Origin of the sequence: Methylosarcina fibrata AML-C10 (genome assembly GCF_000372865.1) — a bacterium.
GTDB classification, from domain to species: Bacteria; Pseudomonadota; Gammaproteobacteria; order Methylococcales; family Methylomonadaceae; genus Methylosarcina; species Methylosarcina fibrata.
Map to the genome: position 1 here is coordinate 340,200 of NZ_KB889965.1, position 22,666 is coordinate 362,865.

The following is a 22,666-nucleotide window of genomic DNA, read 5'->3' on the forward strand; positions in this document are numbered from 1 at the left end:
GAAATGTCATCGGAGCAGAGAAAGGCACGGATGAAAACCGTTTAATGACGGTCCTGATGAATGCCTTGGAGACCGTTGGAAGAGGTGGGGATAACGAGGAGCTTATTGAAAAAGGCAGAGCCGGGGATGTTGCACCCCGGCTCGATTGATGTTGAATGAAATACCGATTTCCCTGTTCCGGTGCTGCGTCAGCATGACTTACCGCAGCACCGATTTCCCTTTCATCGAATCCTTGATAAATTTTTCCGGACGGGTTACTGCAGGCTGCCGGCCGTCATGGAATCTTCCACCACGTTGTGCTCGCCGTTCATCAGAATGCCGTCGCCCCAGGTGTCGTGGACGTTGACATGACTGATTTTGTTGTTGCTGCCGGTGATTTGGATGCCGTAGCCGCCGAGGAACTCGCCGTTGACGTTGCTGTTTTTGATTTCGAAGCCGGACACGGTGTTGCCGCTGCCTTCGATGGACAACAAGGCGCCGTCGTCGAGACCGGGCAAGGCGGTGTTGCCGTCGATCACCGGCTTGTCGTTGCCGTAAGCGCTCAGCGTAACGCCGCTTTGGGTGAGGCTCACGGTTTCCGCGTAAGTGCCGCCCATGACGTAGATGATGTCGCCGCTGGCGGCGCTGTTCAAGGCGGCCGTGATGGTTTTCAACGGTTGCGACGTCGAGGCGCCGCTGTTGCTGTCGGAGCCGGCGGCCGAAACGTAATACACGTTGCCGGCGGTCAGGCTGCTGCTAGTCACGGCGCCGCTGGACAGTGCGGACACGCTTCCGCTCGCCGTGGACGTGCCGGTGCCGGCCGTCGATACGCCGTTCAGCTTAGCATTGTCGGCCGTGATGCCGGTGCTGTCGCCGGCAGTGGCCGCTGTTGTTGCGGTGGAACCGGATACCGCCGTTGTCGTGTCGGCCGTTGCGGCGGTCATCGACGACGTGGTCGCCGTGGCCGAGAACACACCGTATTTGGTGTACCAGCTCTTGACGGTATTCATGATGTTCGTGTCGTTGCGGACATCTTTGTGAGAGTAACCGGCATAGATCTTCAACTCATGAGTCACGCCATTGCTGGTCAGCAGCGAGTCGAGCGTTTTATCGTCCTCGACAGGCACTGTGGAATCGGCGTCGCCGTGGTGCATCTGATAAGGCACCTTGATGCCGTTGGCTTGAGCCGAAGAAGTCCAGGTCGGCGCTTTCTTGTCGCTGACGCCGCCGGCGGTATGCGAGGCCGCCTTGAAATCGTTCGGATAGGAACCGACCAGCGCGGCGGTGACGAACGCACCCATGCTGTGGCCGTGAGCGACTATGCGCTTCATGTCGACATAACCCAAACCGCAGAGAATGTCCCAGGTTTTATGGGCCCGCTGAATATTGGCGGTACTGGCTCCCTGATCTCCTGTAGGAGAGCCTGTATCGTTGCTCGCGTGAGTATAGTTGGTACCGATCGCCACCATGCCCCATTGCTGGAACAGTTTGGCCGTTTCGACCGGAGCCGTGCCGCCCAGGCCGTGGCTGACGATGCCGCCGGGGAACGAGCTGCCGCCGGTGCTGGGTTTGAAGAGGATGCCCTTCAGGTTATAGCTGACGCCGCCGTCGGTAGAAACGTAGGTCCAGGTGGCACCGCTATTGGAAGTGGGATCGCCACTCAGCTTGAAATTCGACATATTGGCGTTGCAGGCACTGCCGTCGCTGCCGCCACCGCCACCGCCACCACTACCGTCAGAGGCGAGAGTCGTCGCACTGACCGATCCGGATTTGGACGAGGTATTGCCCGCAGCATCGTAGGCCGCTACTGAAAACTGATAACTTGTAGAAGGGCTAAGACCGGTGCTGGAGTAAGAAGTGCTGCTAACGGTCGCGACTTGAGTGCTGCCTCTATAAACTTTATAGCCTTTTACGCCTACGGAGTCGGAGGATGCTTTCCAGCTCAGATCGATCTGTGATGAAGAGGAGGCGGTCGCTGTAAGTCCGCTGGGAACGGTAGGCGCCGTCCTGTCTCCCCATCCGCCGCCCGGCCATCTGGCCGCTTCGGCAGAATTTACTTGAACGATACTGATTAATAATGCTAGACAAAAAATAATAGTTGCTTGTAGAATGATTCCCGTAGACGGACTTCTACCGCGGGTATTTAACGTAGAATATTTCATAGGTTACTCTCGTTCGTACTCGACTGTACTTGTCGTTTGAGTGATATTAAGTAATCGATGGGAAACTGGTCATTTCCTGTCAATTACTCGTTACTAAAAATAAAAAATAAAAAACCTCCTCAGATAACTGGATAAGCGCGAACTTGAACATTATTTGAGGGGGTACCTTAGCCAATCTTCTTGGCAACAGCGATAGTGTGCCAGTCGTTTCTTAACTAAATGTTAAGAGCTCTGCAAATCGGCTTTTTTTTTGAGTTTTTTTATCGCGTCCTTCCAATTAAAGCCTATTTTCGTGATTCTGGTAGTCTTCCGGAGAAAATTTGCAGTTACTTTCACAAAAATGAGCGAGTGTCTGAGGTCACAAAATACGTCTTCAAGACGCTGCTGGAATGGAAAGACCGCCCCTTACCGCTCGACATAACAGCTTTCAGAAATCTGCATTCATCGGGATAAATAATCCGCTGCCGCGGTATTCGGGCATGATGGTCCGGCTTTTCCTACGGCGCTCTTTAAAGCCTCGCCGCAGATAGAGGCATTGTCAAAAGCTGATAAAAAAGTAAAGGAGTGAACGTTCAGGATGGGCGAATTGAGCGGGTCAAAATTTTTTAATCGTTGCTTTCTTTTATAGCCATTCCCGGCCGTTTACCGCTCAGCAGATAAGCAAACGCGATGACTTCAGCCACGGCCAGATAAAGTTCGCGGGGAATTTCTGCCTCTAACGGCACTTTGGCTAATAAGCTGACCAAAGCGGCATCCTGTTGTAAAGGAATTCCATGGTCTCTGGCCAGATCGACGATTTGATCCGCCAGAAATCCTTTGCCTTTGGCGGTTACTTTGGGCGCTCCACTGCCGTCGTAATTCAAAGCAACGGCGATATTAGGCTGATGAGGAGCGGGTTTGGAGAGAGAAGTCATGCGTGAAGATCCAATAGCGGCAGTGCATCGGTTTTCTTTGGCGTAGATACCGGGGGCTGATTCAGGACCGTTATATTTCCGGTTTCCAGGCCCGCCTGATCCAGCCTGGCCCGCAATAGTTCGCAGTAGCCTCGCATGAGTGCGCCGGTTTCTTCCCGATCGCTCCACATGGTTGCCTCGATCCTCGATCCGTTCCAGACGAGCCGGGCATTGAATTTGCCGATTCCGGGCGGTTGCAGTTCGATGGTGGCTGTCCAGGACGACGGCGAGTCTTCACTGAATGCTTCGGAAGTGTCCGGCGTAATGAATAACCTGGCGCTGTCCTGATAGTTCCCGTCCGTAAAAGGAATCGTTAATTGCAATGCGGCTGGACCGCCATCCTGAGGTTGCGAGGCGAGTTGATCCACGGTAATTTTAGCCAGGGCTCCTTCCGCCTTGAGCGCCAGTCTATCCAGAATGGTCATTTCCGGAAGGGCATGATCGTTCCCGGTTTGAAGCGGTGACGGCTGTGCCGGAGAATTTTCCGGGAATTTGGCTGCCGAGGTTTCTTCCGCCGTTCTCGGCATGGCGGCACGGACGACAGACAGTAGATGAAGCAGGCGGGCTTTTAAATCATTTCCGGGAAAAGGAGTTCCGGAGGTTAACTGAGCAGCCAATTGGGCCTCATGAAACAGACCGGATTCGAGCAAGGCTTTTTTCAAGCCGTCGGCAGTAAAAAGCTGCGTCTTTTCGGGTAGTGCGGCGATGAGGCTGTCCATCGCGAAACGGATGGAATCGGGCGGATTCGTATCAGGGTTCCGGGACAAGCCTTCCCAGAATTTTATCAATTCGCCGATATCCGCCTGTTTAGGTAAAAACTCGCGCAAAACTTTCGGGAGGATGGCCTCTTCGGTTCGTGCAGGCAAGGGAAGGAGGCGGAATTCCGGTGGATTTCCCGGGTGAGCCAACTGAAGATGCAGCTTTTGATTGAGCGGCAGGTCGATCCGGCTAAAAGCCGACAGCGTTTTGCCGTCCGCTGATCGCTGAAGCAGGAACCGGTTTTCTCCCAAACGCGCCTTGACCGTGACTTCGATTACGCTTCCCGGTTTGAGCGGCTCCTGCTGCGGTGCCGGCGCGTCCGATAGGGGGGAGGTGGCTGAGACGGGACGAAGGAACGGTGGAATCTCCATCGCTTGCTACTGGATTCTCTCCGTCTGTTTTTTGACGGATTTTGCAATGTGAAATTCCGGTTCGGGCATGGGTTTGCCGATGTGGTAACCCTGGGCATAATCGATGCCCATGGCCGAAAGTACTTCCAGTATGGCTTCGTTTTCGACAAATTCGGCAATGGTTTTTATACTCATGCCTTGCCCCACGCTCTTGATCGCATTGACGAACAGTTGATCTTCATATGAGTTGGTAATGTTTTTGATAAACGATCCGTCTATTTTCAAATAATTGACTCGCAGTTTCTTGAGGTAATTCATCGAGGAAAAGCCTACGCCGAAATCGTCAAGAGCAAAGCTTCCGCCGATGCTTTTGATATTGAGTATCAGATCGTGAGCCGCCTGGAGGCTGGTCACCGCCTGAGTTTCGGTGACTTCAAAAATAAAATTGCTGGCCTCGAGCCTGTAAGTGTCGAGAAGGCGCGTAATGATGTTGAAAGTTTCTCTGTTCGAGAGCATTTCGCCGGACAAATTCAGTGATAATTTGACGTCGAATCCTTGCTCGATCAGTTCGGCCTGCTTCATGAAGGCCAGTTCGAGCACGCGCTGATCCAGATGCAAAATCAGTCCCGTCTTTTCGGCGGTTTCTATGAACATGCCCGGAGGGATAATCTCGTCGGTTGGGCTTAGCATTCTGAGCAGACACTCGTAGTGCGTTATTTTTCTATTAGCAATGCTCATGATCGGCTGGTAATACAGCATCAGCCGATTATCTTCCAAAGCTTTTTCGATGTTGGTTTTCCAGGTGACCCGTTTTCTGATTTCATGCCGGTTGATGTCCTCGTTGCTGGCCAGACGCCAGCCCCCGCGTCCTTGCTCTTTGGCCCGGTACATCGCGATGTCGACGGAAGCCAGCAGATCCTGAGCCGTACAATTCTGTTCGGGGAACATCAACAAACCGGCGCTGATCGATACCCGATGCTGTTCGTTGCCGTCGGCGATGACGACCGTCGTCATTTCCGAACACAGTTTCTGCACGAAGTCTTCGGCATGTCTTTGAGTTATATTCGGAGCGAGAATGATGAATTCATCTCCGCCAAAGCGGGCGACCACGTCGGATTTGCGGGTGGTCTTCTGCAATTTTTCGGCGACCTTGATCAGCAGTTCGTCCCCTATTTGATGGCCGCTGCTGTCATTGACATACTTGAACTGATCGATATCGAAGAAAATAAGAGCCGAAGTATGATCGTATCGGCTCGCGACGGAGATGGCCAACTCCAGCTCTTTTTCGAATTTTCTTCGATTGTAGAGGCTGGTTAAGGGATCGTGCTCGGCTAGCCAGGTGAGCTGGTTTTCGGACTTTTTTCTTTCGGTCAGGTCCAGCCCGACGACGAGCGTGTTCGGTATGGCATTGGATTCGGAATCTTCGACGACCAGAGGCGACAGGAACCAGGAAATGTATAACTCGTTTCCTTCGAGGGCGTGAATCGGGCATTCAAACTGAAATGTTTTCTTACGCTTTTCAACGAGGTAGGTTTTCGAAGCCTGGATAAACTCGGAAATCTCTTCGGTCACGAACAATTCAGTGAATTTTTTTCCAAGCAGATCGGTTTCCTGATAGCCGGTTAGAAATTCGGCGTATTTATTGGCCGAACTGATCAAACCGGTACTATCGATGGTTAAGATAATGACCTGGGTGGTGTCCAGTATTTTGTCGATAAAGTTTTTTTCATTCTGCAACTCGCGTGCTTGATCGGAAAGTCTCAACGTTCGTTGTATGACCTGTTCGTCCAGTTCTTTCAGAGTATCGATAAGATCATGAGCAGCCGATTCCAGCACATCGATTTCATCCTTGAATAACCACCGTTTTTTAGAGGTAAACACATCGGTAATCAGCGAATACTGTTTCCTCGCGATAAGAGGCAACAGGTTGACCAGGTTTTTCAGCCTGCTGCTCGGGCGAAGCAACAAAATCAATAAAACCCAGCCCGAAAAGAGCATGCTCAACAAGCCGCCGATTCCGTACAAGGCGGTGGCATGGTTCAAGGCCGTAATACTTTCGGTGATGTCTTCGATAATCAGCAGCGTCGTATTGTTGTTGTCCTTGAAAGGAAACGTGATCAGTTCGTACGTTTTACCTTCTGAATTCAAAATTCTTGCCTTTCGAGGCAAACCGGAAGGATGTTTCTTACTGAATTCCAACAGTAGGGGCGTGTTTTTTTCCAGTTCGGTCAAGGCCAGGACATTAATCGACCAGGGTTGAATTTGCAGCAGGCCTTTCCGGGAAAGTTTTGAAACGGGCGTCAGAATACCTACGTCCGATCCGGTGATGTTTTTCATCTGCAGCACCGTATCGGCCAGATCGATGCCGAAAATGAAAATTCCTATGAAATCGCCGTTATGCAGAAACGGGGAAGCATGGAAATGAATGCAGCTTTCCATGCACAAAATGCTATCGAACGGCGATTCGTTTTTGGCGACAAAGTCGAGGCCTTCCTTGAGCTGCTCTTCATATTGAGAATTACCCCAGTTGCCTACCAGGCGGCCTTCTTTAGTAAACAAAAACGCGGATTCGATATCCGATTCGAGCTCGATTTGAAACCAATTGCCGTCGATGAGTTTCTTGATGACTTTGAGAGCTTCCGTTTTGGCTATGGAGCCATCGAGCAGAGTCGGAATCAGCCAGCTCAGATCCACCCGGTCGCTTTTGATGTCTTCCATGATGCCCTGAAAAGCTTGATGATACGAGCGCTGAATCCTGGCTCGTTCCTGCTCGTAATTATTGTCCAGGGTCATCTTGCCGAACAGCACGATGCCCGCCGAGGCAAGGAAAGTGGCAAAGCTGACGGACAAAATCGCTTTCCATACCAGGCTCAGGTAGCGCTGCTGCATTTTCTTGAAAGAAATCATAAAAGATGAAAATCAGGCGCTTTTTAATTCTTGCCGGATCAAATCGAAAAGATCTTTATAGTTGGCGGGCAAACCTTGATAAGTAGTGTCCGGAAAGATCAGGTAGGGTGCACGTAAACCGAAATAGTCCATGGGCTCTCCTATTTGTTTTAAGTCAATACCGAATCGAGCCAATAATCTGGCCAGCTTGGGCTCCATTAACGCGGCGCCGTAGTCAAGATCGGCTTCCATCATTAATATAATAGCGGTAAATGCCAAACACATGGGGATATAATTAAGCGAAAATCGTTTTTCACCCTTTCCGTCATCATTTGAATCGGTTTCGAAGCGATATATTTTGTCACTGGCTCGACGCCGAAAGGAGGGAACGATGGCCATCCTTGAAATTTCACCGGTTTTACCCTGACGCAGGTGATTGATGGGCATATCCTGAAAATCGAATGTTCTTGTATAGTGATCTTCGATAGGCAACGTAAAAGTGGAATGGCTATCCAGAGGAATCAGCCGGACATTGCCGATGGGTTGATTGCTGGGCTTATGAAATTGCAGACAATGGATTGAATGAGGATCCCAGACGTCGGTTTCGATCTGGCCTTCGACTTCTTCGGAGGAAATTATTTTTTGTTCTTCATAATAAACCTGATATCGAAGATGATAAGCCAGCTTCAGCATTTCCGACGTGGTTGCCTTGACCGTATAAAAATACTTCCGGTAATGCGCTGTCATGTCCAGATCATCAATCATTTAAACTCCCTTCTCTGTTAATTTTTAGGATCCTGACTAAGCTGTATAGCATAGTTCATTGAAATGATTAGTCTAGGAGTTAACGGAGATTATGAGCGGTTTCCATGGCAATGTCAGCCCCGGTTATCTGGCCAAAGCAGCGACCCTGTTTTTACCCTTGAAACTGATGAGTTATGAAAGAATGAACATCGGTCGGGGGCATCATGTTCTGGATGTCGGTTGCGGTCCTGGAACCGATGTTCTGAATCTGGCGGAACGGATAGGAGCCGGCGGCAGTGTCACCGGCGTGGACTATGACGGCCTGATGTTGAAGGAGGCCAATCTCAAGCTCAAGAAGGCGCCGTTGGGAGAATGTGTCGGACTGCTTCAGGGCGATGCGGCGGCGTTGCCTTTTCAATCCGACTATTTCGACAGCAGCCGGAGTGAACGGCTGTTCATGCATCTTGCCGATCCCGAAAAAACCTTGTCGGAAATGGTCAGGGTGACCCGACCCGGAGGAAGAGTCGTCGTAGTCGATACCGACTGGAGCAGTTTGTCGATAGACAACCCGTTGCCCCGGATGGAACGGATCTTTTCGGACTACCGCATCAACCGCATCTTAAAAAACGGCTATTCCGGACGGAGCTTGTACCGGCAATTTCAAAAACATCAATTAATCGAAGTGGAAGCGCAAGCTTTCCCGATCTGTATTACCGATGCCGAACTGTTCTACTTCATTTCCATGCAGCAGGCCGTTGAAGATCAGGCTTTGGCCGACGGATTGGTTGCCCGCCGGGAATTGGATGACTGGCGAAATGCATTGAATGAAGCGTCCTGCTGTAAAAGTTTTTACGGCAGCGCGACGGCAGTCATGATATCGGCTACCAAACCTCATTAGAGGCAGCCGGCAGCCCTTCAAACTTTTGAGCTTTTGTTGGACAGGGTTAAAAAACCTTGTCCTCTGCCTCGACCATGCCTCCCCGCCATCCGTCTTTTTTAAAGAATTAGCGAAACGACTTTCCTCGCGATTTCTACTTTATTTCCTGAATATTCTTTCGACGTCCTGGACAAAAATTGAGCAGGACGTTCGGTATTTCTTCATTTGGAAAACGATGGCAAAAGCCGATGCAATATTTTTTATTGTGGATGGATGAACTTTTCAGTACTCTACTCGATGGCTGAGCACTGGAAAGACGCTGGGCTTACGGTAATAAAAAGTTGTCATTCAGGCTGATGCGAATTAAACGACGGGAAAGAAAAACCTATAAGAAGCAGTAAGATTGTTGTATGCCTTGATCGTTTACCGGTGTTGTCGGCTCATGACTGAATCATGAAAAACTATAAAAAATAATAAGACCAACAGGGGAGGATAAGGTGTTACAAGCATCTGTTTCAATCATTATTGCGTTATTGATGGGCATCGGAGGAGTGGGGTACGTCCTGTGGCAATTGAGGCGAATCCTCAATTACGAGCGGGGAAACAATGCCATGCAGGCCATTGCAGAGGCCATCCAGGAGGGCGCTTCTGCTTTTTTAAACCGGGAATATCGCGTATTGGCGATTTTTGTTGTGATAGTTGCTTCCGTCATATCGTCCTTCCTGCATTGGCAAACCGCCTTGTGTTTCATCGTCGGGGCCGTCGCATCTGCCGGAGCCGGCTATTTGGGCATGTACGTGGCCGTAAGAGCCAACGTGCGCACCGCGGCGGCCGCGAGCCGTGGTTTGCACGAGGGACTGCGGGTCGCTTTCGGCAGCGGAGCCGTTATGGGCATGTCCGTCGTCAGTTTCAGTCTGATCGGCATGACGATTCTGTATCTGATCTTCAGTGGTGATCCGAACCAGTTGGTGTACGTCACCGGTTTCGGTTTCGGCGCCAGCAGCATCGCTCTTTTTGCTCGCGTGGGCGGCGGCATCTATACCAAGGCCGCCGACGTGGGCGCCGACCTGGTGGGAAAAGTCGAAAAAGGCATCCCTGAAGACGATCCGCGCAATCCTGCCGTTATCGCCGACAACGTCGGAGACAACGTCGGCGACGTGGCCGGCATGGGCGCCGACTTGTTCGAAAGCTACAGCGGCTCGATTATTGCCGCCGCTACCTTGGGCGCTTCCCTGGGAACGGAAAAGGCCGCTGCTTTTATCGGTCTGCCTTTTCTGGTCGCCGCGGTGGGCGTCATTGCCAGCCTGCTCGGGATTTATATGGTGATCGGCGAAGAGCAAAGCCCGACCGAGGCCGCCAATATTTATAGTAAATTCTCGTCGTTGCTCAGCAAGCTGGCTCATCTTCTCAAACCCCTGGTTTCCAGGATCGACGAACGCGCTACGCTCGAAGATCTATTGGGCGCTTTACGCCGATCGGTCTGGGGCGCTTCCGTCGCGGTTTTAGGCTTGACTTTGCTGACCGTATTGATTTCCGGCGTCAGCATCAATTACTGGTTGGTCATTCTGGTGGGTTTGATTGCCGGCAATGCCATCGCCTATGCGACGGAGTATTTCACTTCCTATACCGATAAACCGACCCAGGCGATTGCCTTCGCCACGCAAACCGGCCCGGCTACGACCATTATCCAGGGCATGGCGGTAGGCATGCTCAGCACCGCCCTGCCGGTAGTGATCACGGCGGCGGCCATTCTTCTCAGCATCTGGTTGGGGCATAAAGCCGACGGGTCCATTACCGCCGGCCTGTATGCCGTCGCTCTGGCCGGAGTAGGCATGCTCAGTACCCTCGGCGTCACTCTCGCTACCGACGCCTACGGCCCGGTCGCCGATAATGCGGGCGGCATTGCCGAAATGGCGAAGCTTCCGGCCGAAGTGCGGCACCGTACCGATGCTTTGGACAGTCTGGGCAATACCACCGCGGCCACGGGCAAAGGATTTGCGATCGGTTCCGCGGTTCTGACCGCCCTGGCGTTGCTGGCGGCCTATGTCACCGCCGCCAGGATCGAAAATCTGGACATCCTGGGACCGACGATGCTTCCCGGCATCTTGATCGGCGCCATGATGCCTTATCTGTTCTCGGCGTTGACGATGATGGCAGTGGGCAAGGCGGCGCATCAAATCGTGGTCGAGGTGCGCCGACAGTTTCACGAAATCTCCGGCTTGATGGAAGGCACCGCGCAACCCGATTATAAGGCGTGCGTCGACATCAGTACCCAGGGGGCGCTCCGCCAAATGATCCTGCCCGGGTCACTGGCGGTGGTCGTTCCTTTGTTTGTCGGTTATCTGTTAGGCAAGGAAGCTTTGGCGGGTCTGCTGATCGGAACCATGTCGTCCGGATTCCTGCTGGCGGTGATGATGGCCAACGCCGGCGGCGCCTGGGACAACGCCAAAAAATGGATAGAGACCGGACAATACGGCGGCAAAGGCTCCGATCCTCATAAAGCGGCGGTGGTCGGGGATACCGTGGGAGATCCCTTCAAGGATACCAGCGGTCCGTCGTTGAATATATTGATCAAGCTGATGAGCATCGTCAGCCTGGTTTTCGCCACCTCTTTCGGATCGGGATGGCTCGCTTTCTAACGTATTTCCGCTTTGCAGGAACCGGGACTGTGCAAATCGGGTGTAGGGCATAAAATCGCTCTGCACCCGAAAGAAAGTCAGCCGGTTGATTCGAGCAATCCTTTCCAATGATGTCCCTCACGACGGCCGGCCTGGCTCCGCCGAAATGAGGGGTCTCGCATTCGTTATCCGTTGAGCGCGGTTGAAAAAAGATCGACCGCGTTTCCTCAGTTTTTAATCTTTTTTCTTCGAAAGTCGCCGGAGGCTTCGAGTTCCATCGGCATTTTTGCTTTGAAACATGACCGGTCCTCATGTCGTTAAAAGGGATCAAGCGAAACTTCCCGGCACGAATTCAAGACACCATTTTGCACCGAAAAACACGAGGATGGCTGCCTTTAATGTTGAAAACGGTATTTCAACTGTAGTATCGTTAATAGAACGTTCGGACGTCCGAAGTTAAAAACAGACCGGAATGGACGATTGTTCAACTAAGCGACGAATGCCTTCATCTTCCACCCACTTCTTTGACGCCGCGCATCCTCCGGAATATGCTGAACGTATTGTTAGTTGAGAGCGGTGTTGACGACACAATTCTCGAAAACGCCCTTTGCCGCGACGGCGCCCATATTCTGAAAACCCAGTATGGGCCTTTCTTTTTGACCCTGGTAAAAGAAACCCGCCCGGACGTGGTGGTGATTCATCTTGAGACGCCTTCGGCAAACCTTCTGGCGGATCTTTATCGACTGAATCAGCAATTTCCGTTGCCGGTAGTCCTATTTACCGGCGACGGCTCCAGCGAAACCATCGACAAAATCATCAAAGCCGAAGTCAGCGCTTTGATCCTGAACGGCGTGGACAACCGGCGCATCGGCGGCATCCTTCAAGTGGCGATGGCCCGGTTCAGGCATCAACAGGAGCTCAAGCGCGCCCTGGAAGAAGCAAGAACGCAGTTGGAGGCCAGGAAACAAATCGATCGCGCCAAAGCCATCCTGATCAAAACTCGGAATTTTACCGAGAACGAAGCCTACCATACGCTGAGAAAGCTGGCGATGGACAGAAACACCACATTATGCGAAATCGCAAGAAACGTCATCGCCATGGCGGAACTGCTGAAATAACAGAAACCCTAAGCTCTTTCATAATGATATGAAAACATTCATCAAAGCGATAGAAATATGGATTCCCGACCGGGAACGGACTCAGTTGGAGCTGGGTTCAGGCTTATACGGCACGTTGACCGATTTTAAAACCGCCAGCGAGTGGCAGCATTTTGCCTACGGTGAAGGCCTGCCCGGCAAAGCCTGGGCGGAAGGTCATCCGATCGTATTGACGAAATTCGAGCATTCCTGCTTCAGGCGGACAGAGGTTGCTCATCAGTCCGGCCTGACCTGCGGCATCGCGCTGCCGATTTTTTCCGGCGATTTTTTAATGGCGGTCGTCGTCTTTTTATGCGGCGACGATGACGAACAAATCGGCGCGATCGAAGTCTGGCGCAACGATCCGGCCGCCGGCGATTTACTCCGGGTCATGGACGGTTATTACGGCAAGCTCGAACAATTCGAAAAAGTATCCCGGCAATTGCAAATGCCGAAGGGTCAGGGGCTGGCGGGGATGGCCTGGGAGACGGGCATGCCGGTCTTGAGGGAGAACTTTAACCGAATCGCCGAGTTCGATCAGGAGGCTGATGCTCAACAAACCGGCATCACCACCGGTCTCGGCATTCCGGCCGCTCACAGCCACGATCAAATTTACGTCATGACCTTTCTGTCGGCGAAAGCCACTCCGATCGCCAAAAGGGTTCAGATCTGGATTCCGGACGATGAAAACGATCGGCTGGTCTGCCGGCAGGGTTACAGTAAAGAGAGTAATAATCTGGCGGAAATATTCGAAACCCTCACGGTTAAAAAAGGCGTGGGCGCTCTGGGCCGGGTCTGGCTGACCGGCATGCCGCTGATCACCGGAAATCTGGACATTCAATACAATCCGGAACTGGACAGCCTGAGCAGCATGCTGGCCATTCCGGTGATTGAACGGGGAAAGTTGAAAGCGATAGCGACCTTCTTATTCTAAAGAGCATTTTCATCCGCGGTACGAAGACGAATGGATTCGTCTTTGATACTCGCCTCGGCGGCCGATGATCCCGCCTGTGCCGCCGGCGGCACAGGCGAATCGAAAGCGTTTGAGCGCAAACCCAAAAAACGTCAGCCGCCCGCGCCCGGTGAAGCCTGCGGTCGCGTGCACCGGGCCGAAGACGGACAAACGCTTGTTAATCCAGCGATTTTATCCAAAACACGGTCTCTCGATTCGACAAAGAGCCTGCCTCTCCCCATTGTTTCCTCCGATGCTGCCTTTCGCCTGCTTCAGCCGGGCTGATTTGGTGCGATTGCACTGCCGTCATGCACATAAGTTGCGCAAGCTCTTCGGCTTCGAGAATTCCGAAAAAACGGCAAATTCAGCGAATGATCCCGGTTTCGAATCATAAGCATATGAAAATTCAAGTAAATAAATAGATAAAAGGAGAGTATTCAATTTTGGCATAAGTCCTGCTTATAGTTACGGTAAAGGCTCTAACGAAGGAGCCGAACATCAAGCTCACCGTTGAGCACATCTGACAAAGGCGTCAACTATCCCGTGCGTGTCTTGGACGGCAACGACACAACCGGGTGGAAGACGTTTTTTTTTGCCCTAAATTCGTAAACAGGACAATCGACTTATGAAATCATCTGGAAAACTTAACCTGCCCAAACTGGCTGGAGCCTTATCCACCGTAGCGGCCGTTGCTCCGTTCGTTTTTGCTACGTCCCTCGGCGCGGCCGAACTGGAAAAGGACAGCCTGAGATTCGGGTTTATCAAACTGACCGACATGGCGCCGTTGGCGGTGGCTTTCGAAAAGGGATACTTCGAAGACGAAGGGCTTTCGGTGCAGTTGGAAGCGCAGGCCAACTGGAAGATTTTACTGGATCGGGTCATCAACGGGGAACTCGACGGTGCTCATATGTTGGCCGGTCAACCCTTGGGATCGACCATTGGTTTCGGCACCAAGGCCGACGTTATCACGGCTTTCAGCATGGATTTGAACGGCAATGCGATAACGGTATCGAATGAAATCTGGAAGCAGATGAAACCGGGCATTCCGATGAAAGACGGCAAACCGGTGCATCCGATCAAGGCGGACGCCTTGAAGCCGGTGGTTGAAAAATTCAAAAGCGAAGGCAAGCCGTTCAACATGGCCATGGTTTTTCCGGTATCGACCCACAATTATGAATTGCGTTACTGGCTGGCCGCCGGCGGCATCAAACCCGGCTTTTATTCTCCTCCTCAGGACACTTCCGGCCAGATCGATGCCGACGCTCTGTTGTCGGTAACGCCTCCGCCGCAAATGCCGGCTACTTTGGACGCCGGCACCATCAGCGGCTACTGCGTCGGGGAACCCTGGAATCAGCAAGCCGTATTTAAAGGGATCGGCGTGCCGGTGATCAGCGATTACGAAATCTGGAAAAACAATCCGGAAAAAGTATTCGGTGTCAGTAAAGAGTGGGCGGATAAAAATCCCAATACGCATCTGGCTGTCGTCAAGGCGCTGATCCGGGCAGCGATGTGGCTCGATGCCGAAGATAATAAAAATCGCAAGGAGGCCGTCGAGATGCTGTCGCAGAAACAGTACGTCGGGGCCGATTACGACGTGATCGCCAACAGCATGACCGGGACCTTCGAATATGAAAAAGGCGACAAACGGGCATTACCCGATTTCAATGTTTTTTTCCGTTACAACGCGACCTATCCCTATTACAGCGATGCCGTCTGGTATCTGACGCAAATGCGCCGCTGGGGGCAAATCAACGAAGAAAAACCCGATTCCTGGTACATGGAAACGGCCAAGAAAGTCTACCGTCCCGACATTTACAGGGCCGCTGCGAAAGCGTTGATCGCGGAAGGCAAAGCCAAAGCCGGCGATTTTCCTCCGGAGAACGAAAGCGGCTTCAAAGCGCCGTCGGCCGATTTCATCGACGGCGTCGTGTTTGACGCCACCAAACCCAACGACTATTTGACCAAATTCGCCATCGGCCTGAAAGGCAAGCAAAAAGTCGTAGGCGGCAAGATCGTCGAATAACATTTTGAAGACGCTGTATGGAATCCGCCACTGATGAAAGTAAGGGACGACACTGGAGCGCAGGGACGTGCTCATTTTTTTACCGGATCGCCTAAGAGAGCGTTGATTTCAGCAAAATGGAAAGAGGCATATCATGAGCAATAGACTGATCAAGTTTTTTAATATCACCGGCCTGACCTGGTTCGTTCCTTTCGTGAAAATCGCAGCCGGAGACAACCCCGTCCAGCAACTGAGGCAGTTGTTTTTAATGATGGGCGTTCCTCTGATCGCTTTCGCCTTTTTCCTGGGCATATGGAGTTTTTCGGCCGCCAAGGTCAATACCAGTCTGGGAGCCATTCCAGGGCCGGGCGCTGTCTGGGAAGAAGCGAGGGGGTTGCTGGAAGAGCATTTCGCCGAACGGGAGAAAGAAAAGGCGTTTTATCAGCGTCAGCAGGAACGCAACGAACAAAAGCTGATCGAAGACCCCAATGCCCAAATCAAGAACCGTCCGTACAACGGCAAAGACACGTATCTGGATAAAATCGGAACCAGTCTCTACACCGTGTTTACCGGCTTCTTGATCGCCACCTTGGTGGCGGTGCCGGTAGGCCTTTTGTGCGGCATGAGTCCGATCGTCAACACCGCCATCAATCCCTTGATTCAGATTTTCAAACCGGTGTCGCCTCTGGCGTGGCTTCCGATCGTCACGCTGGTGGTCAGCGCCGTATACGTCAGCACCGACGATTCCTGGTTCGAAAAGTCGTTTCTGACTTCGGCGATCACGGTGACCTTGTGTTCGCTCTGGCCCACCCTGATCAACACCGCCGTCGGGGTATCGTCCATCGACAAGGACCTGGTCAACGTCGGCAAGGTGCTGCGTCTGAGTTGGGGCACCCAGATCAGGAAAATCATCATTCCCTCGTCGCTGCCTTTTATCTTTACCGGCATGAGACTGTCTTTAGGCGTGGGCTGGATGGTTTTGATCGCGGCGGAAATGCTGGCGCAGAATCCGGGCCTGGGCAAGTTCGTCTGGGACGAGTTTCAGAACGGCAGTTCCAACTCTCTGGGAAGAATCATGGTGGCGGTTTTTACCATCGGCATCATCGGCTTCATTCTCGACCGAATCATGCTGTCTCTGCAAAAAGTCTTCTCGTTCGATCGGGTAAGCTAAAGGAGACGCATCATGGCATCAGCAAATCTCAAGTCGAAAAGCCTTCATCTGGTCGATTTTTCCGGCGGAAAAGCCGTTGCGTTCAACGACAAGGCGGGCGGAATCGAGCCGGTCGGGAAAGAACCCGTGCTGGCTGCCGCCAAACCTCTGCTGGAATTAAAGAACGTATGCAAATTCTACGGCGACGGCCAGCAAAAAACGAGTGTCCTGAACAACATCAATCTGGAGATCAGGGAAGGCGAGTTTATCGCCATCGTCGGCTTTTCCGGCAGCGGTAAAACCACTCTGATCTCGGCGATTGCCGGACTCATCTTCCCCGACAGCGGCGACGTCCTGAAGCAGGGCAAGCCGATTACGGCTCCCGGACCCGATCGGGGCGTGGTGTTCCAGAACTACTCGCTCATGCCGTGGCTGACCGTTTTTGAAAACGTCGCGCTGGCGGTCGATGAACTATTCAAAGACTGGCCCGCGGAAAAACGCAAGGCCCATACCGAAAAATACGTGCGCATGGTGAATCTGGGCGCGGCGATGGACAAAAAACCCGCCGAGCTGTCGGGCGGCATGAGACAGCGGGTCAACGTGGCCCGGGCTCTGGCCGCCAGCCCCGACATCCTGTTGCTGGACGAGCCGCTCAGCGCATTGGATGCGTTGACCCGAGGCAATCTTCAGGACGAAATCCTGCAAATCTGGGAGCAGGAAAAGAAAACCGTCATTTTGATTACCAACGACGTCGACGAAGCCATCATCATGGCCGACCGGGTAATTCCGCTCAACCCCGGACCCGACGCCATGTTGGGCCCTGCGTTTACCGTCGACCTGGCCCGGCCCAGAGACCGTACCGCATTGAATCATGAGGAGGAATTCAAGCGCTTGCGGGCCGAAATCACCCGCTATCTGATGCACGTGGGCATGGAAAAGGCGAGCCAGGAAGGGACGGATAAAATCGTTCTGCCGAACGTCCGGCCCAACACCAGCAACGACTGGCAGAACGACAGCTCGGCTTTGAAGCCGTCGCAGGACGATTTGGGCAGGCCCCGTTATCTGGAATTTTCCCAGGTATCGAAGATTTACCCGACGCCGGACGGCAACGGCACCGTCAAGGTGGTCGACGGTTTCGACATGAAGATGAAGAAAGGCGAGTTCATTTCGATCATCGGCCATTCCGGCTGCGGCAAATCCACCGTTCTGTCGATGACCGCCGGTTTAAACAGCATTTCCGAAGGCGGGATTATTCTCGACAACCGGGAAATCGACAGCGCCGGACCCGACCGGGGCGTCGTTTTTCAGGCGCCCAGCCTGTTTCCCTGGCTGACTGCCTTTGAAAACGTCGCTCTGGGCGTCGATAAAGTCTATCCCCATGCGACTCGGCCGGAACGGGACGATATCGTCGAATATTACCTGACGCGCGTCGGATTGGGCGACTCTCTTTTCAAAAAGGCCGCCGACATGTCGAACGGCATGCGGCAACGCGTCGGCATTGCCCGCGCCTTCGCCTTGTCGCCCAAATTGCTGCTGCTGGACGAGCCTTTCGGCATGCTGGATTCGTTAACCCGTTGGGAATTACAGGAAGTACTGATGGAGGTCTGGGAAAGAACCCACGTCACCGCCATCATCGTCACTCACGATGTCGACGAGGCCATTCTTCTGGCCGACCGGGTGGTGATGATGACCAATGGACCGAAGGCCAGGATCGGAAAGATACAGGCCATCGATTTGCCGAGACCGCGCACTCGCAAAGCCTTGCTGTCGCATCCCGACTATTACCGCTATCGGGAAAGCTTGTTGACCTTTCTCTCCGAATGCGACCACACACACTGACTTTTGTCGTCATCAGATTTTAAAGAGGACTTTATGCCTAAACGAGCGAACATATTTTCGAACGCGACGTCGCTTTTATCGCTGTCATTGGTTTGCAGCGGCACCGCCATGGCCGGGATTACGCAGGACATCGAGGATGCCTTCAATTTTTATCATTACGGCCATAACGGAGCGATCCAGGCCGATCTGAACTACCGCTGGGAAAACGTCGACCAGGACCAAGGAGGCAACCCCAATCCGAAAACGGCGAACGCGAACACGGCCCGGCTGAGGTTGGGCGCGCTGTCGCCGGTGCTGTCCGGTTTCCAGGGCTACGCCGAATTCGAAGGGTTGTGGGCGATGCAGGAAGACTACAACAGCCTGCGGAACAACAATAAAGCCTATTCGGTCGTCGCCGACCCCGAGAAAACCGAGCTGAACCAGCTCTGGATCAGCTATTCGGGCATCCCCGACACCGTCGTCAAAGGCGGCCGTCAACGGATCAAGCTGGACGACGACCGCTTCATCGGCAACGTCGGCTGGCGGCAGTTGGAGCAAACTTACGATGCGGTCCTGTTGACCCACAACAACCAGCAGATTTACGGTCTGACCGTCAACGCCGGCTTCATCGGCAACGTCAACACGTTCACCTCGACCACCGAAAACATCGATGCGCCGATTCTGAACGTCAACTACAAAGTCGGCGATTACGGCAATCTGGTGGCCTATGGGTACTGGCTGGATTACCGGGAAAAGGAGAATTTCGAAAAGTCGAGTCAGACCTACGGCCTTCGCTTCAACGGCGTCTCGCCCACCTTCTTCGACCATTACAGCCTGTTGTACACCGCCGAATGGGGCAACCAGCGGGACTACGGGCACGGGCCGACTAAATACGAAGCCGACCGGTTCAACTTCATGGGCGGCGTCAAAGCGTTCAACGTCACCGTGCAGGGCGCCTGGGAGCAGCTCAACGGCTTCGGCCCGAACAAGACCTTCGACACGCCGCTCGGCACCAACCACGCCTTTCAGGGCTGGGCCGACATCTTTCTGGTGACGCCGGCGAACGGCATTCGCGATGTGTTCGGCACCGTCAGCGTGGCTCTGCCCCGCTACGATACGGTCGTGACCGCGGTGTACCACGACTTCAGCGACGATACCGGGCAGCAGCAATACGGCAAGGAATGGGATTTTCAGGTGGTCAAGAAGTTCGGCAAGCATTATTCGCTGCTCGCCAAATACGCCAATTACAATGCCGACAGCGGCCTTGCCACCGCCAACAATACCGATACCCAGAAAATCTGGTTCCAGGCCAACGTCAGTTTTTAGTTAAATGAGGTAAAAGCCAGGGCAGGTTCGCAACCGTCGGCAGCGGATGGTTATGAACCTTGTCCTTTCGGAATCGGCATCCGGGTTACGCCGGTACGTGTTAAACTAAGCGAAGTTTAACCGTAGTCCGTATTGCTCCAATGCCCGAATTACCTGAAGTTGAAACCACTCGCCGCGGGGTCGCCCCCCATATCGAAGGGAAAACGATTGAAACCGTCATTATCCGTCAGTCCAACCTGCGCTGGCCGGTTACCGAAAACCTCGAGGAAAAGATGGCGGGTCTTCGCATTCAGTCGGTCGAGCGCAGAGGCAAATATTTGCTTTTTGCTACCGCAGAAGGCACCTTGCTGCTGCATTTGGGCATGTCGGGCAGCTTGAGAATCGTTTCGGAAGAGCAATTGCCCGGAAAACACGACCACGTCGATTTTATATTTTCCGATCGGACGTATCTGCGTTTCAACGATCCCAGACGGTTCGGCTCGGTATTGTGGACTTCGGAGCCGGCGTTCGAGCATCCGCTTCTGAAGGATCTGGGGCTGGAGCCGCTGTCGGCCGATTTTAACGGCAAGGCGCTCTATACGCTGTCACGAGGCAGGACGGCCGCGGTAAAATCCTTTATCATGGACAGTCGCATCGTGGTGGGAGTAGGCAATATTTATGCGAACGAAGCCTTGTTCATGGCCGGTATTCTGCCTACCCGCCAGGCGGGGCGAATTTCCTTGCAGCGCTACGACAAGCTGGCCGAATGCATTCGAAAGGTCTTGCAGCAAGCCATCCAGCAGGGCGGCACCACTTTAAGAAATTTCGTCAACGAATCCGGAAAACCCGGTTATTTCAGGCAGCAACTGACCGTTTACGGCCGCACGGGCTCAGCCTGCCTTCGCTGCCGTCATCCCTTGAGCGAAGTCCGGATTGCCAACCGTTCGACCGTTTATTGCAGCCGCTGTCAGCGCTGAGAGGGCAGACGTTTCAGCCGCCTTCTCCGATGTTTTCCCACATATTGCAGGGGGCTTCCAGACCGTGCAATTGTTGGGAGGCGGCGCGGTGAGCATCGTACAGGGCTTTCAGTTCCTGACCGTATTGCTTCGCCGCCCGTTCCGCCTCGTTTTTTTTCAATGCCGTCGTTTCGATTTGAAGGTTCAAATCCTTAATTTGATTCTTCAATTGTTGAATGCTCTCGTCGTTTGTGTTCATAACCCTTTCTCCCGAACGAATCAATAATACAGCCTTTCATTTTTTGACCGGTTTTTTATGTATTTTTCTTCCTTTCCGTGACTTGGCCAAATCACACGAACCTATCCAAAATGATTTGGATACGCCGAGTCAGGAGTAATGTACTCCTATGGCTTTAAAAAGCAATGCCAGTTTTCTTTCAATTCAGGACAAAATGAAATGCAGTGTTCACGATGGAAAAATTTCTAGTGCAGGGATGGCGGCGGCACGAACGGATAATTTTGTAATAAAGCCGAAATCAGTCCGAAAAGAAGAGCCGTCAAAAGAAAAACGCTCGTACCAAGCAGGATCCGGATCATAACGTCGAACACGCTCCGATCTTTGCGGCGAGGTTGACACGTCAGGACCGATGCCGCCGTTCCCAAGCCGGCCGCGAAAATCACCGATAAACTACCGGCCCCTAGGGAAGCACACCAGGGGCACGGATGGCGGCTTGATGGATCATGGATATTGCAGAAAGATTCCAGACCCAGGCCGGGCCACGTGCAGCCGCAGGCGAAAAGAAAACCGCAAAAAGGAGTGATCGTAACGGCTGCGATGAGCAACGTGGCGACGGCCGCGGTTTTTTTGTCTCGGCCGGCCCCGCGCCATCTTGCTCTTGTCCGGTCAAGCGGCAGGAAGGGTTTCATGCCGGGAATGACGGTTTAACGCCCAGGCCACATGCTCTCTGACCAATTCGGAGGGATGATCGAGCCTGGTTTTTAAAGCGTCGGCCACCAGGGGGGAAGAAGGCGCATTGCCCAAAGCCACCGCGATATTGCGCAGCCATCGCTGATGGCCGATGCGGCGGATTGCCGAGCCTTCGGTACGCGCCAGAAATTCTTCTTCGCTCCAGGTGAAAACATCGAGCAATTGCCGGGTATTCAGCCGGTGTCTGGGATGGAAGTCGTTTTCTCCGGTCGGTTTGGCGAACCGGTTCCAGGGGCAGATCAATTGGCAGTCGTCGCAGCCATAGATCCGGTTGCCGATCAGCGGACGTAGCGGTTCGGGAATGGACCCTTTCAGTTCGATGGTCAAATAGGATATGCAGCGCCGGGCATCGACCCGGTAAGGCGCGACAATGGCCCGAGTCGGACATACTGCCAGGCAGGCCGTGCATTGTCCGCAATGGGAGCCGGCTTTCGGGTCGATCGGCAAGGGCAGGTCGGTATAGAGTTCTCCCAGAAAAAACCACGACCCGGCTTTCCGGTTGATCAAATTGGTGTGTTTGCCTATCCAGCCGAGCCCGGCTTTTTCGGCCAGCGCTTTTTCCAGCACCGGGGCGCTGTCGACAAACGCACGGTAGCCGAAAGAACCACAGGCTTCCTGAATTTTATCGGCCAGTTTTTGCAAGCGCTGGCGCATTAATTTATGGTAGTCGCGTCCCAGCGCATAGCGTGAGATATAAGCGGCGGTTGGATCGGCCAGAGCCGTTTCCATTGTCGATCGGGATTCGGGAAGATAATCCATCCGCGCCGAAATGATCCGGAGAGTGCCGGGAAGCAGCAGTTCCGGCCGGCTGCGCTTATCACCGTGGCGCTGCATGTAATCCATTTCGCCGTGAAAGTTGTCGTCCAGCCAGTGCCGTAGATGATTTTCGGCATCGCCAAGTTGGGTATCGGTAATGCCGATTTGCTGAAAACCCAGTTCCAGCCCCCACTCCTTGATTTGCTCGGCCAGTAGGGCCATGTCGGACAGGGGAATCGGATTCATCGGGTCAAGGGTAACAGCGGAAACAGGAG

18 protein-coding genes are annotated in these 22,666 nt (G+C 53.2%); 11 read left to right on the plus strand and 7 right to left on the minus strand.

The genetic code is table 11. From position 1 onward, the window contains the following. Window positions 1–254: 254 nt before the first annotated feature. The 5 genes from A3OW_RS0101695 to A3OW_RS0101715 all read right to left on the minus strand — a co-directional run bounded on the left by A3OW_RS0101695 (window position 255) and on the right by A3OW_RS0101715 (window position 7,854). Window positions 255–2,141 carry a fibronectin type III domain-containing protein gene (locus A3OW_RS0101695; RefSeq protein ID WP_083918115.1) on the minus strand — a complete coding sequence of 629 codons (1,887 nt, stop codon included), beginning with the start codon at window positions 2,139–2,141 and terminating at the stop codon, window positions 255–257. 605 nt (window positions 2,142–2,746) lie between these two features. After that, window positions 2,747–3,055 carry an EscU/YscU/HrcU family type III secretion system export apparatus switch protein gene (locus A3OW_RS0101700; RefSeq protein ID WP_020561701.1) on the minus strand — a complete coding sequence of 103 codons (309 nt, stop codon included), beginning with the start codon at window positions 3,053–3,055 and terminating at the stop codon, window positions 2,747–2,749. Then, window positions 3,052–4,224 (minus strand): flagellar hook-length control protein FliK, encoded by a 1,173-nt coding sequence (gene fliK, locus A3OW_RS0101705; protein ID WP_020561702.1) that lies wholly within the window; start codon window positions 4,222–4,224, stop codon window positions 3,052–3,054. Before fliK ends, A3OW_RS0101700 begins: the two co-directional genes overlap by 4 nt. Before the next feature lie 6 nt (window positions 4,225–4,230). Further along, window positions 4,231–7,110 (minus strand): bifunctional diguanylate cyclase/phosphodiesterase, encoded by a 2,880-nt coding sequence (locus A3OW_RS0101710; protein ID WP_020561703.1) that lies wholly within the window; start codon window positions 7,108–7,110, stop codon window positions 4,231–4,233. A 12-nt stretch (window positions 7,111–7,122) separates the two neighbouring features. Then, complete coding sequence (locus A3OW_RS0101715; RefSeq protein ID WP_020561704.1) at window positions 7,123–7,854, minus strand: PEP-CTERM/exosortase system-associated acyltransferase; 732 nt, start codon at window positions 7,852–7,854, stop codon at window positions 7,123–7,125. A gap of 91 nt (window positions 7,855–7,945) precedes the next feature. On the opposite strand from A3OW_RS0101715, the gene A3OW_RS0101720 reads away from it, so the two are divergent. The 10 genes from A3OW_RS0101720 to mutM all read left to right on the plus strand — a co-directional run bounded on the left by A3OW_RS0101720 (window position 7,946) and on the right by mutM (window position 20,668). Next, window positions 7,946–8,731: a methyltransferase domain-containing protein gene (locus tag A3OW_RS0101720; RefSeq protein ID WP_020561705.1), complete on the plus strand. Its 786-nt coding sequence runs from the start codon at window positions 7,946–7,948 to the stop codon at window positions 8,729–8,731. Window positions 8,732–9,246: 515 nt separating this feature from the next. Next, window positions 9,247–11,349 (plus strand): V-type H(+)-translocating pyrophosphatase, encoded by a 2,103-nt coding sequence (locus tag A3OW_RS0101725; RefSeq protein ID WP_020561706.1) that lies wholly within the window; start codon window positions 9,247–9,249, stop codon window positions 11,347–11,349. Window positions 11,350–11,876: 527 nt separating this feature from the next. Continuing rightward, window positions 11,877–12,446 (plus strand): ANTAR domain-containing response regulator, encoded by a 570-nt coding sequence (locus tag A3OW_RS0101730; protein WP_020561707.1) that lies wholly within the window; start codon window positions 11,877–11,879, stop codon window positions 12,444–12,446. A gap of 28 nt (window positions 12,447–12,474) precedes the next feature. Next, entirely contained in the window at window positions 12,475–13,398 is a 924-nt protein-coding gene (locus A3OW_RS0101735) for a GAF domain-containing protein (protein ID WP_020561708.1), read from the plus strand. A 30-nt stretch (window positions 13,399–13,428) separates the two neighbouring features. Further along, window positions 13,429–13,701 carry a hypothetical protein gene (locus A3OW_RS28420; protein ID WP_020561709.1) on the plus strand — a complete coding sequence of 91 codons (273 nt, stop codon included), beginning with the start codon at window positions 13,429–13,431 and terminating at the stop codon, window positions 13,699–13,701. A gap of 340 nt (window positions 13,702–14,041) precedes the next feature. Beyond that, a complete protein-coding gene (locus A3OW_RS0101745) occupies window positions 14,042–15,439 on the plus strand; it encodes a CmpA/NrtA family ABC transporter substrate-binding protein (RefSeq protein WP_020561710.1) in 1,398 nt (465 codons plus the stop codon). A 133-nt stretch (window positions 15,440–15,572) separates the two neighbouring features. Next, window positions 15,573–16,589, plus strand: a complete 1,017-nt coding sequence (locus A3OW_RS0101750) for an ABC transporter permease (protein WP_020561711.1) — start codon at window positions 15,573–15,575, stop codon at window positions 16,587–16,589. Window positions 16,590–16,601: 12 nt separating this feature from the next. Continuing rightward, a complete protein-coding gene (locus A3OW_RS0101755; protein ID WP_020561712.1) occupies window positions 16,602–18,407 on the plus strand; it encodes an ABC transporter ATP-binding protein in 1,806 nt (601 codons plus the stop codon). A gap of 108 nt (window positions 18,408–18,515) precedes the next feature. Further along, entirely contained in the window at window positions 18,516–19,712 is a 1,197-nt protein-coding gene (locus A3OW_RS0101760; RefSeq protein ID WP_020561713.1) for an alginate export family protein, read from the plus strand. Window positions 19,713–19,852: 140 nt separating this feature from the next. After that, the gene (mutM, locus tag A3OW_RS0101765; RefSeq protein WP_020561714.1) at window positions 19,853–20,668 is read left to right on the plus strand and encodes a bifunctional DNA-formamidopyrimidine glycosylase/DNA-(apurinic or apyrimidinic site) lyase; all 816 of its coding nucleotides are present in this window, start codon (window positions 19,853–19,855) and stop codon (window positions 20,666–20,668) included. A gap of 13 nt (window positions 20,669–20,681) precedes the next feature. Here mutM and A3OW_RS0101770 read toward each other — a convergent pair whose 3' ends face one another. Further along, complete coding sequence (locus tag A3OW_RS0101770; protein ID WP_020561715.1) at window positions 20,682–20,906, minus strand: hypothetical protein; 225 nt, start codon at window positions 20,904–20,906, stop codon at window positions 20,682–20,684. A 148-nt stretch (window positions 20,907–21,054) separates the two neighbouring features. Here A3OW_RS0101770 and A3OW_RS27560 point away from each other — a divergent pair, with 148 nt between their 5' ends. After that, window positions 21,055–21,246: a hypothetical protein gene (locus tag A3OW_RS27560; RefSeq protein ID WP_157385764.1), complete on the plus strand. Its 192-nt coding sequence runs from the start codon at window positions 21,055–21,057 to the stop codon at window positions 21,244–21,246. 305 nt (window positions 21,247–21,551) lie between these two features. Here the strand turns inward: A3OW_RS27560 and queG are convergent, their stop codons facing one another. Next, on the minus strand, window positions 21,552–22,637 hold the full coding sequence (gene queG, locus A3OW_RS0101780) for a tRNA epoxyqueuosine(34) reductase QueG (protein WP_020561717.1): 1,086 nt from the start codon (window positions 22,635–22,637) through the stop codon (window positions 21,552–21,554). Window positions 22,638–22,666: the final 29 nt, after the last annotated feature.

What these genes read in the sequence shown, in the direction of transcription:
- A3OW_RS27560 (WP_157385764.1), top strand. Translation starts at nt 21,055, where the DNA reads ATGGCTTTAAAAAGCAATGCCAGTTTTCTTTCAATTCAGGACAAAATG.
- mutM (WP_020561714.1), top strand. Translation starts at nt 19,853, where the DNA reads ATGCCCGAATTACCTGAAGTTGAAACCACTCGCCGCGGGGTCGCCCCC.
- queG (WP_020561717.1), bottom strand. Translation starts at nt 22,637, where the DNA reads ATGAATCCGATTCCCCTGTCCGACATGGCCCTACTGGCCGAGCAAATC.
- A3OW_RS28420 (WP_020561709.1), top strand. Translation starts at nt 13,429, where the DNA reads ATGGATTCGTCTTTGATACTCGCCTCGGCGGCCGATGATCCCGCCTGT.
- A3OW_RS0101725 (WP_020561706.1), top strand. Translation starts at nt 9,247, where the DNA reads ATGGGCATCGGAGGAGTGGGGTACGTCCTGTGGCAATTGAGGCGAATC.
- A3OW_RS0101750 (WP_020561711.1), top strand. Translation starts at nt 15,573, where the DNA reads ATGAGCAATAGACTGATCAAGTTTTTTAATATCACCGGCCTGACCTGG.
- A3OW_RS0101770 (WP_020561715.1), bottom strand. Translation starts at nt 20,906, where the DNA reads ATGAACACAAACGACGAGAGCATTCAACAATTGAAGAATCAAATTAAG.
- A3OW_RS0101720 (WP_020561705.1), top strand. Translation starts at nt 7,946, where the DNA reads ATGAGCGGTTTCCATGGCAATGTCAGCCCCGGTTATCTGGCCAAAGCA.
- A3OW_RS0101755 (WP_020561712.1), top strand. Translation starts at nt 16,602, where the DNA reads ATGGCATCAGCAAATCTCAAGTCGAAAAGCCTTCATCTGGTCGATTTT.
- A3OW_RS0101730 (WP_020561707.1), top strand. Translation starts at nt 11,877, where the DNA reads ATGCTGAACGTATTGTTAGTTGAGAGCGGTGTTGACGACACAATTCTC.
- A3OW_RS0101710 (WP_020561703.1), bottom strand. Translation starts at nt 7,110, where the DNA reads ATGATTTCTTTCAAGAAAATGCAGCAGCGCTACCTGAGCCTGGTATGG.
- A3OW_RS0101715 (WP_020561704.1), bottom strand. Translation starts at nt 7,854, where the DNA reads ATGATTGATGATCTGGACATGACAGCGCATTACCGGAAGTATTTTTAT.
- A3OW_RS0101700 (WP_020561701.1), bottom strand. Translation starts at nt 3,055, where the DNA reads ATGACTTCTCTCTCCAAACCCGCTCCTCATCAGCCTAATATCGCCGTT.
- A3OW_RS0101760 (WP_020561713.1), top strand. Translation starts at nt 18,516, where the DNA reads ATGGCCGGGATTACGCAGGACATCGAGGATGCCTTCAATTTTTATCAT.
- A3OW_RS0101735 (WP_020561708.1), top strand. Translation starts at nt 12,475, where the DNA reads ATGAAAACATTCATCAAAGCGATAGAAATATGGATTCCCGACCGGGAA.
- A3OW_RS0101695 (WP_083918115.1), bottom strand. Translation starts at nt 2,141, where the DNA reads ATGAAATATTCTACGTTAAATACCCGCGGTAGAAGTCCGTCTACGGGA.
- A3OW_RS0101745 (WP_020561710.1), top strand. Translation starts at nt 14,042, where the DNA reads ATGAAATCATCTGGAAAACTTAACCTGCCCAAACTGGCTGGAGCCTTA.
- fliK (WP_020561702.1), bottom strand. Translation starts at nt 4,224, where the DNA reads ATGGAGATTCCACCGTTCCTTCGTCCCGTCTCAGCCACCTCCCCCCTA.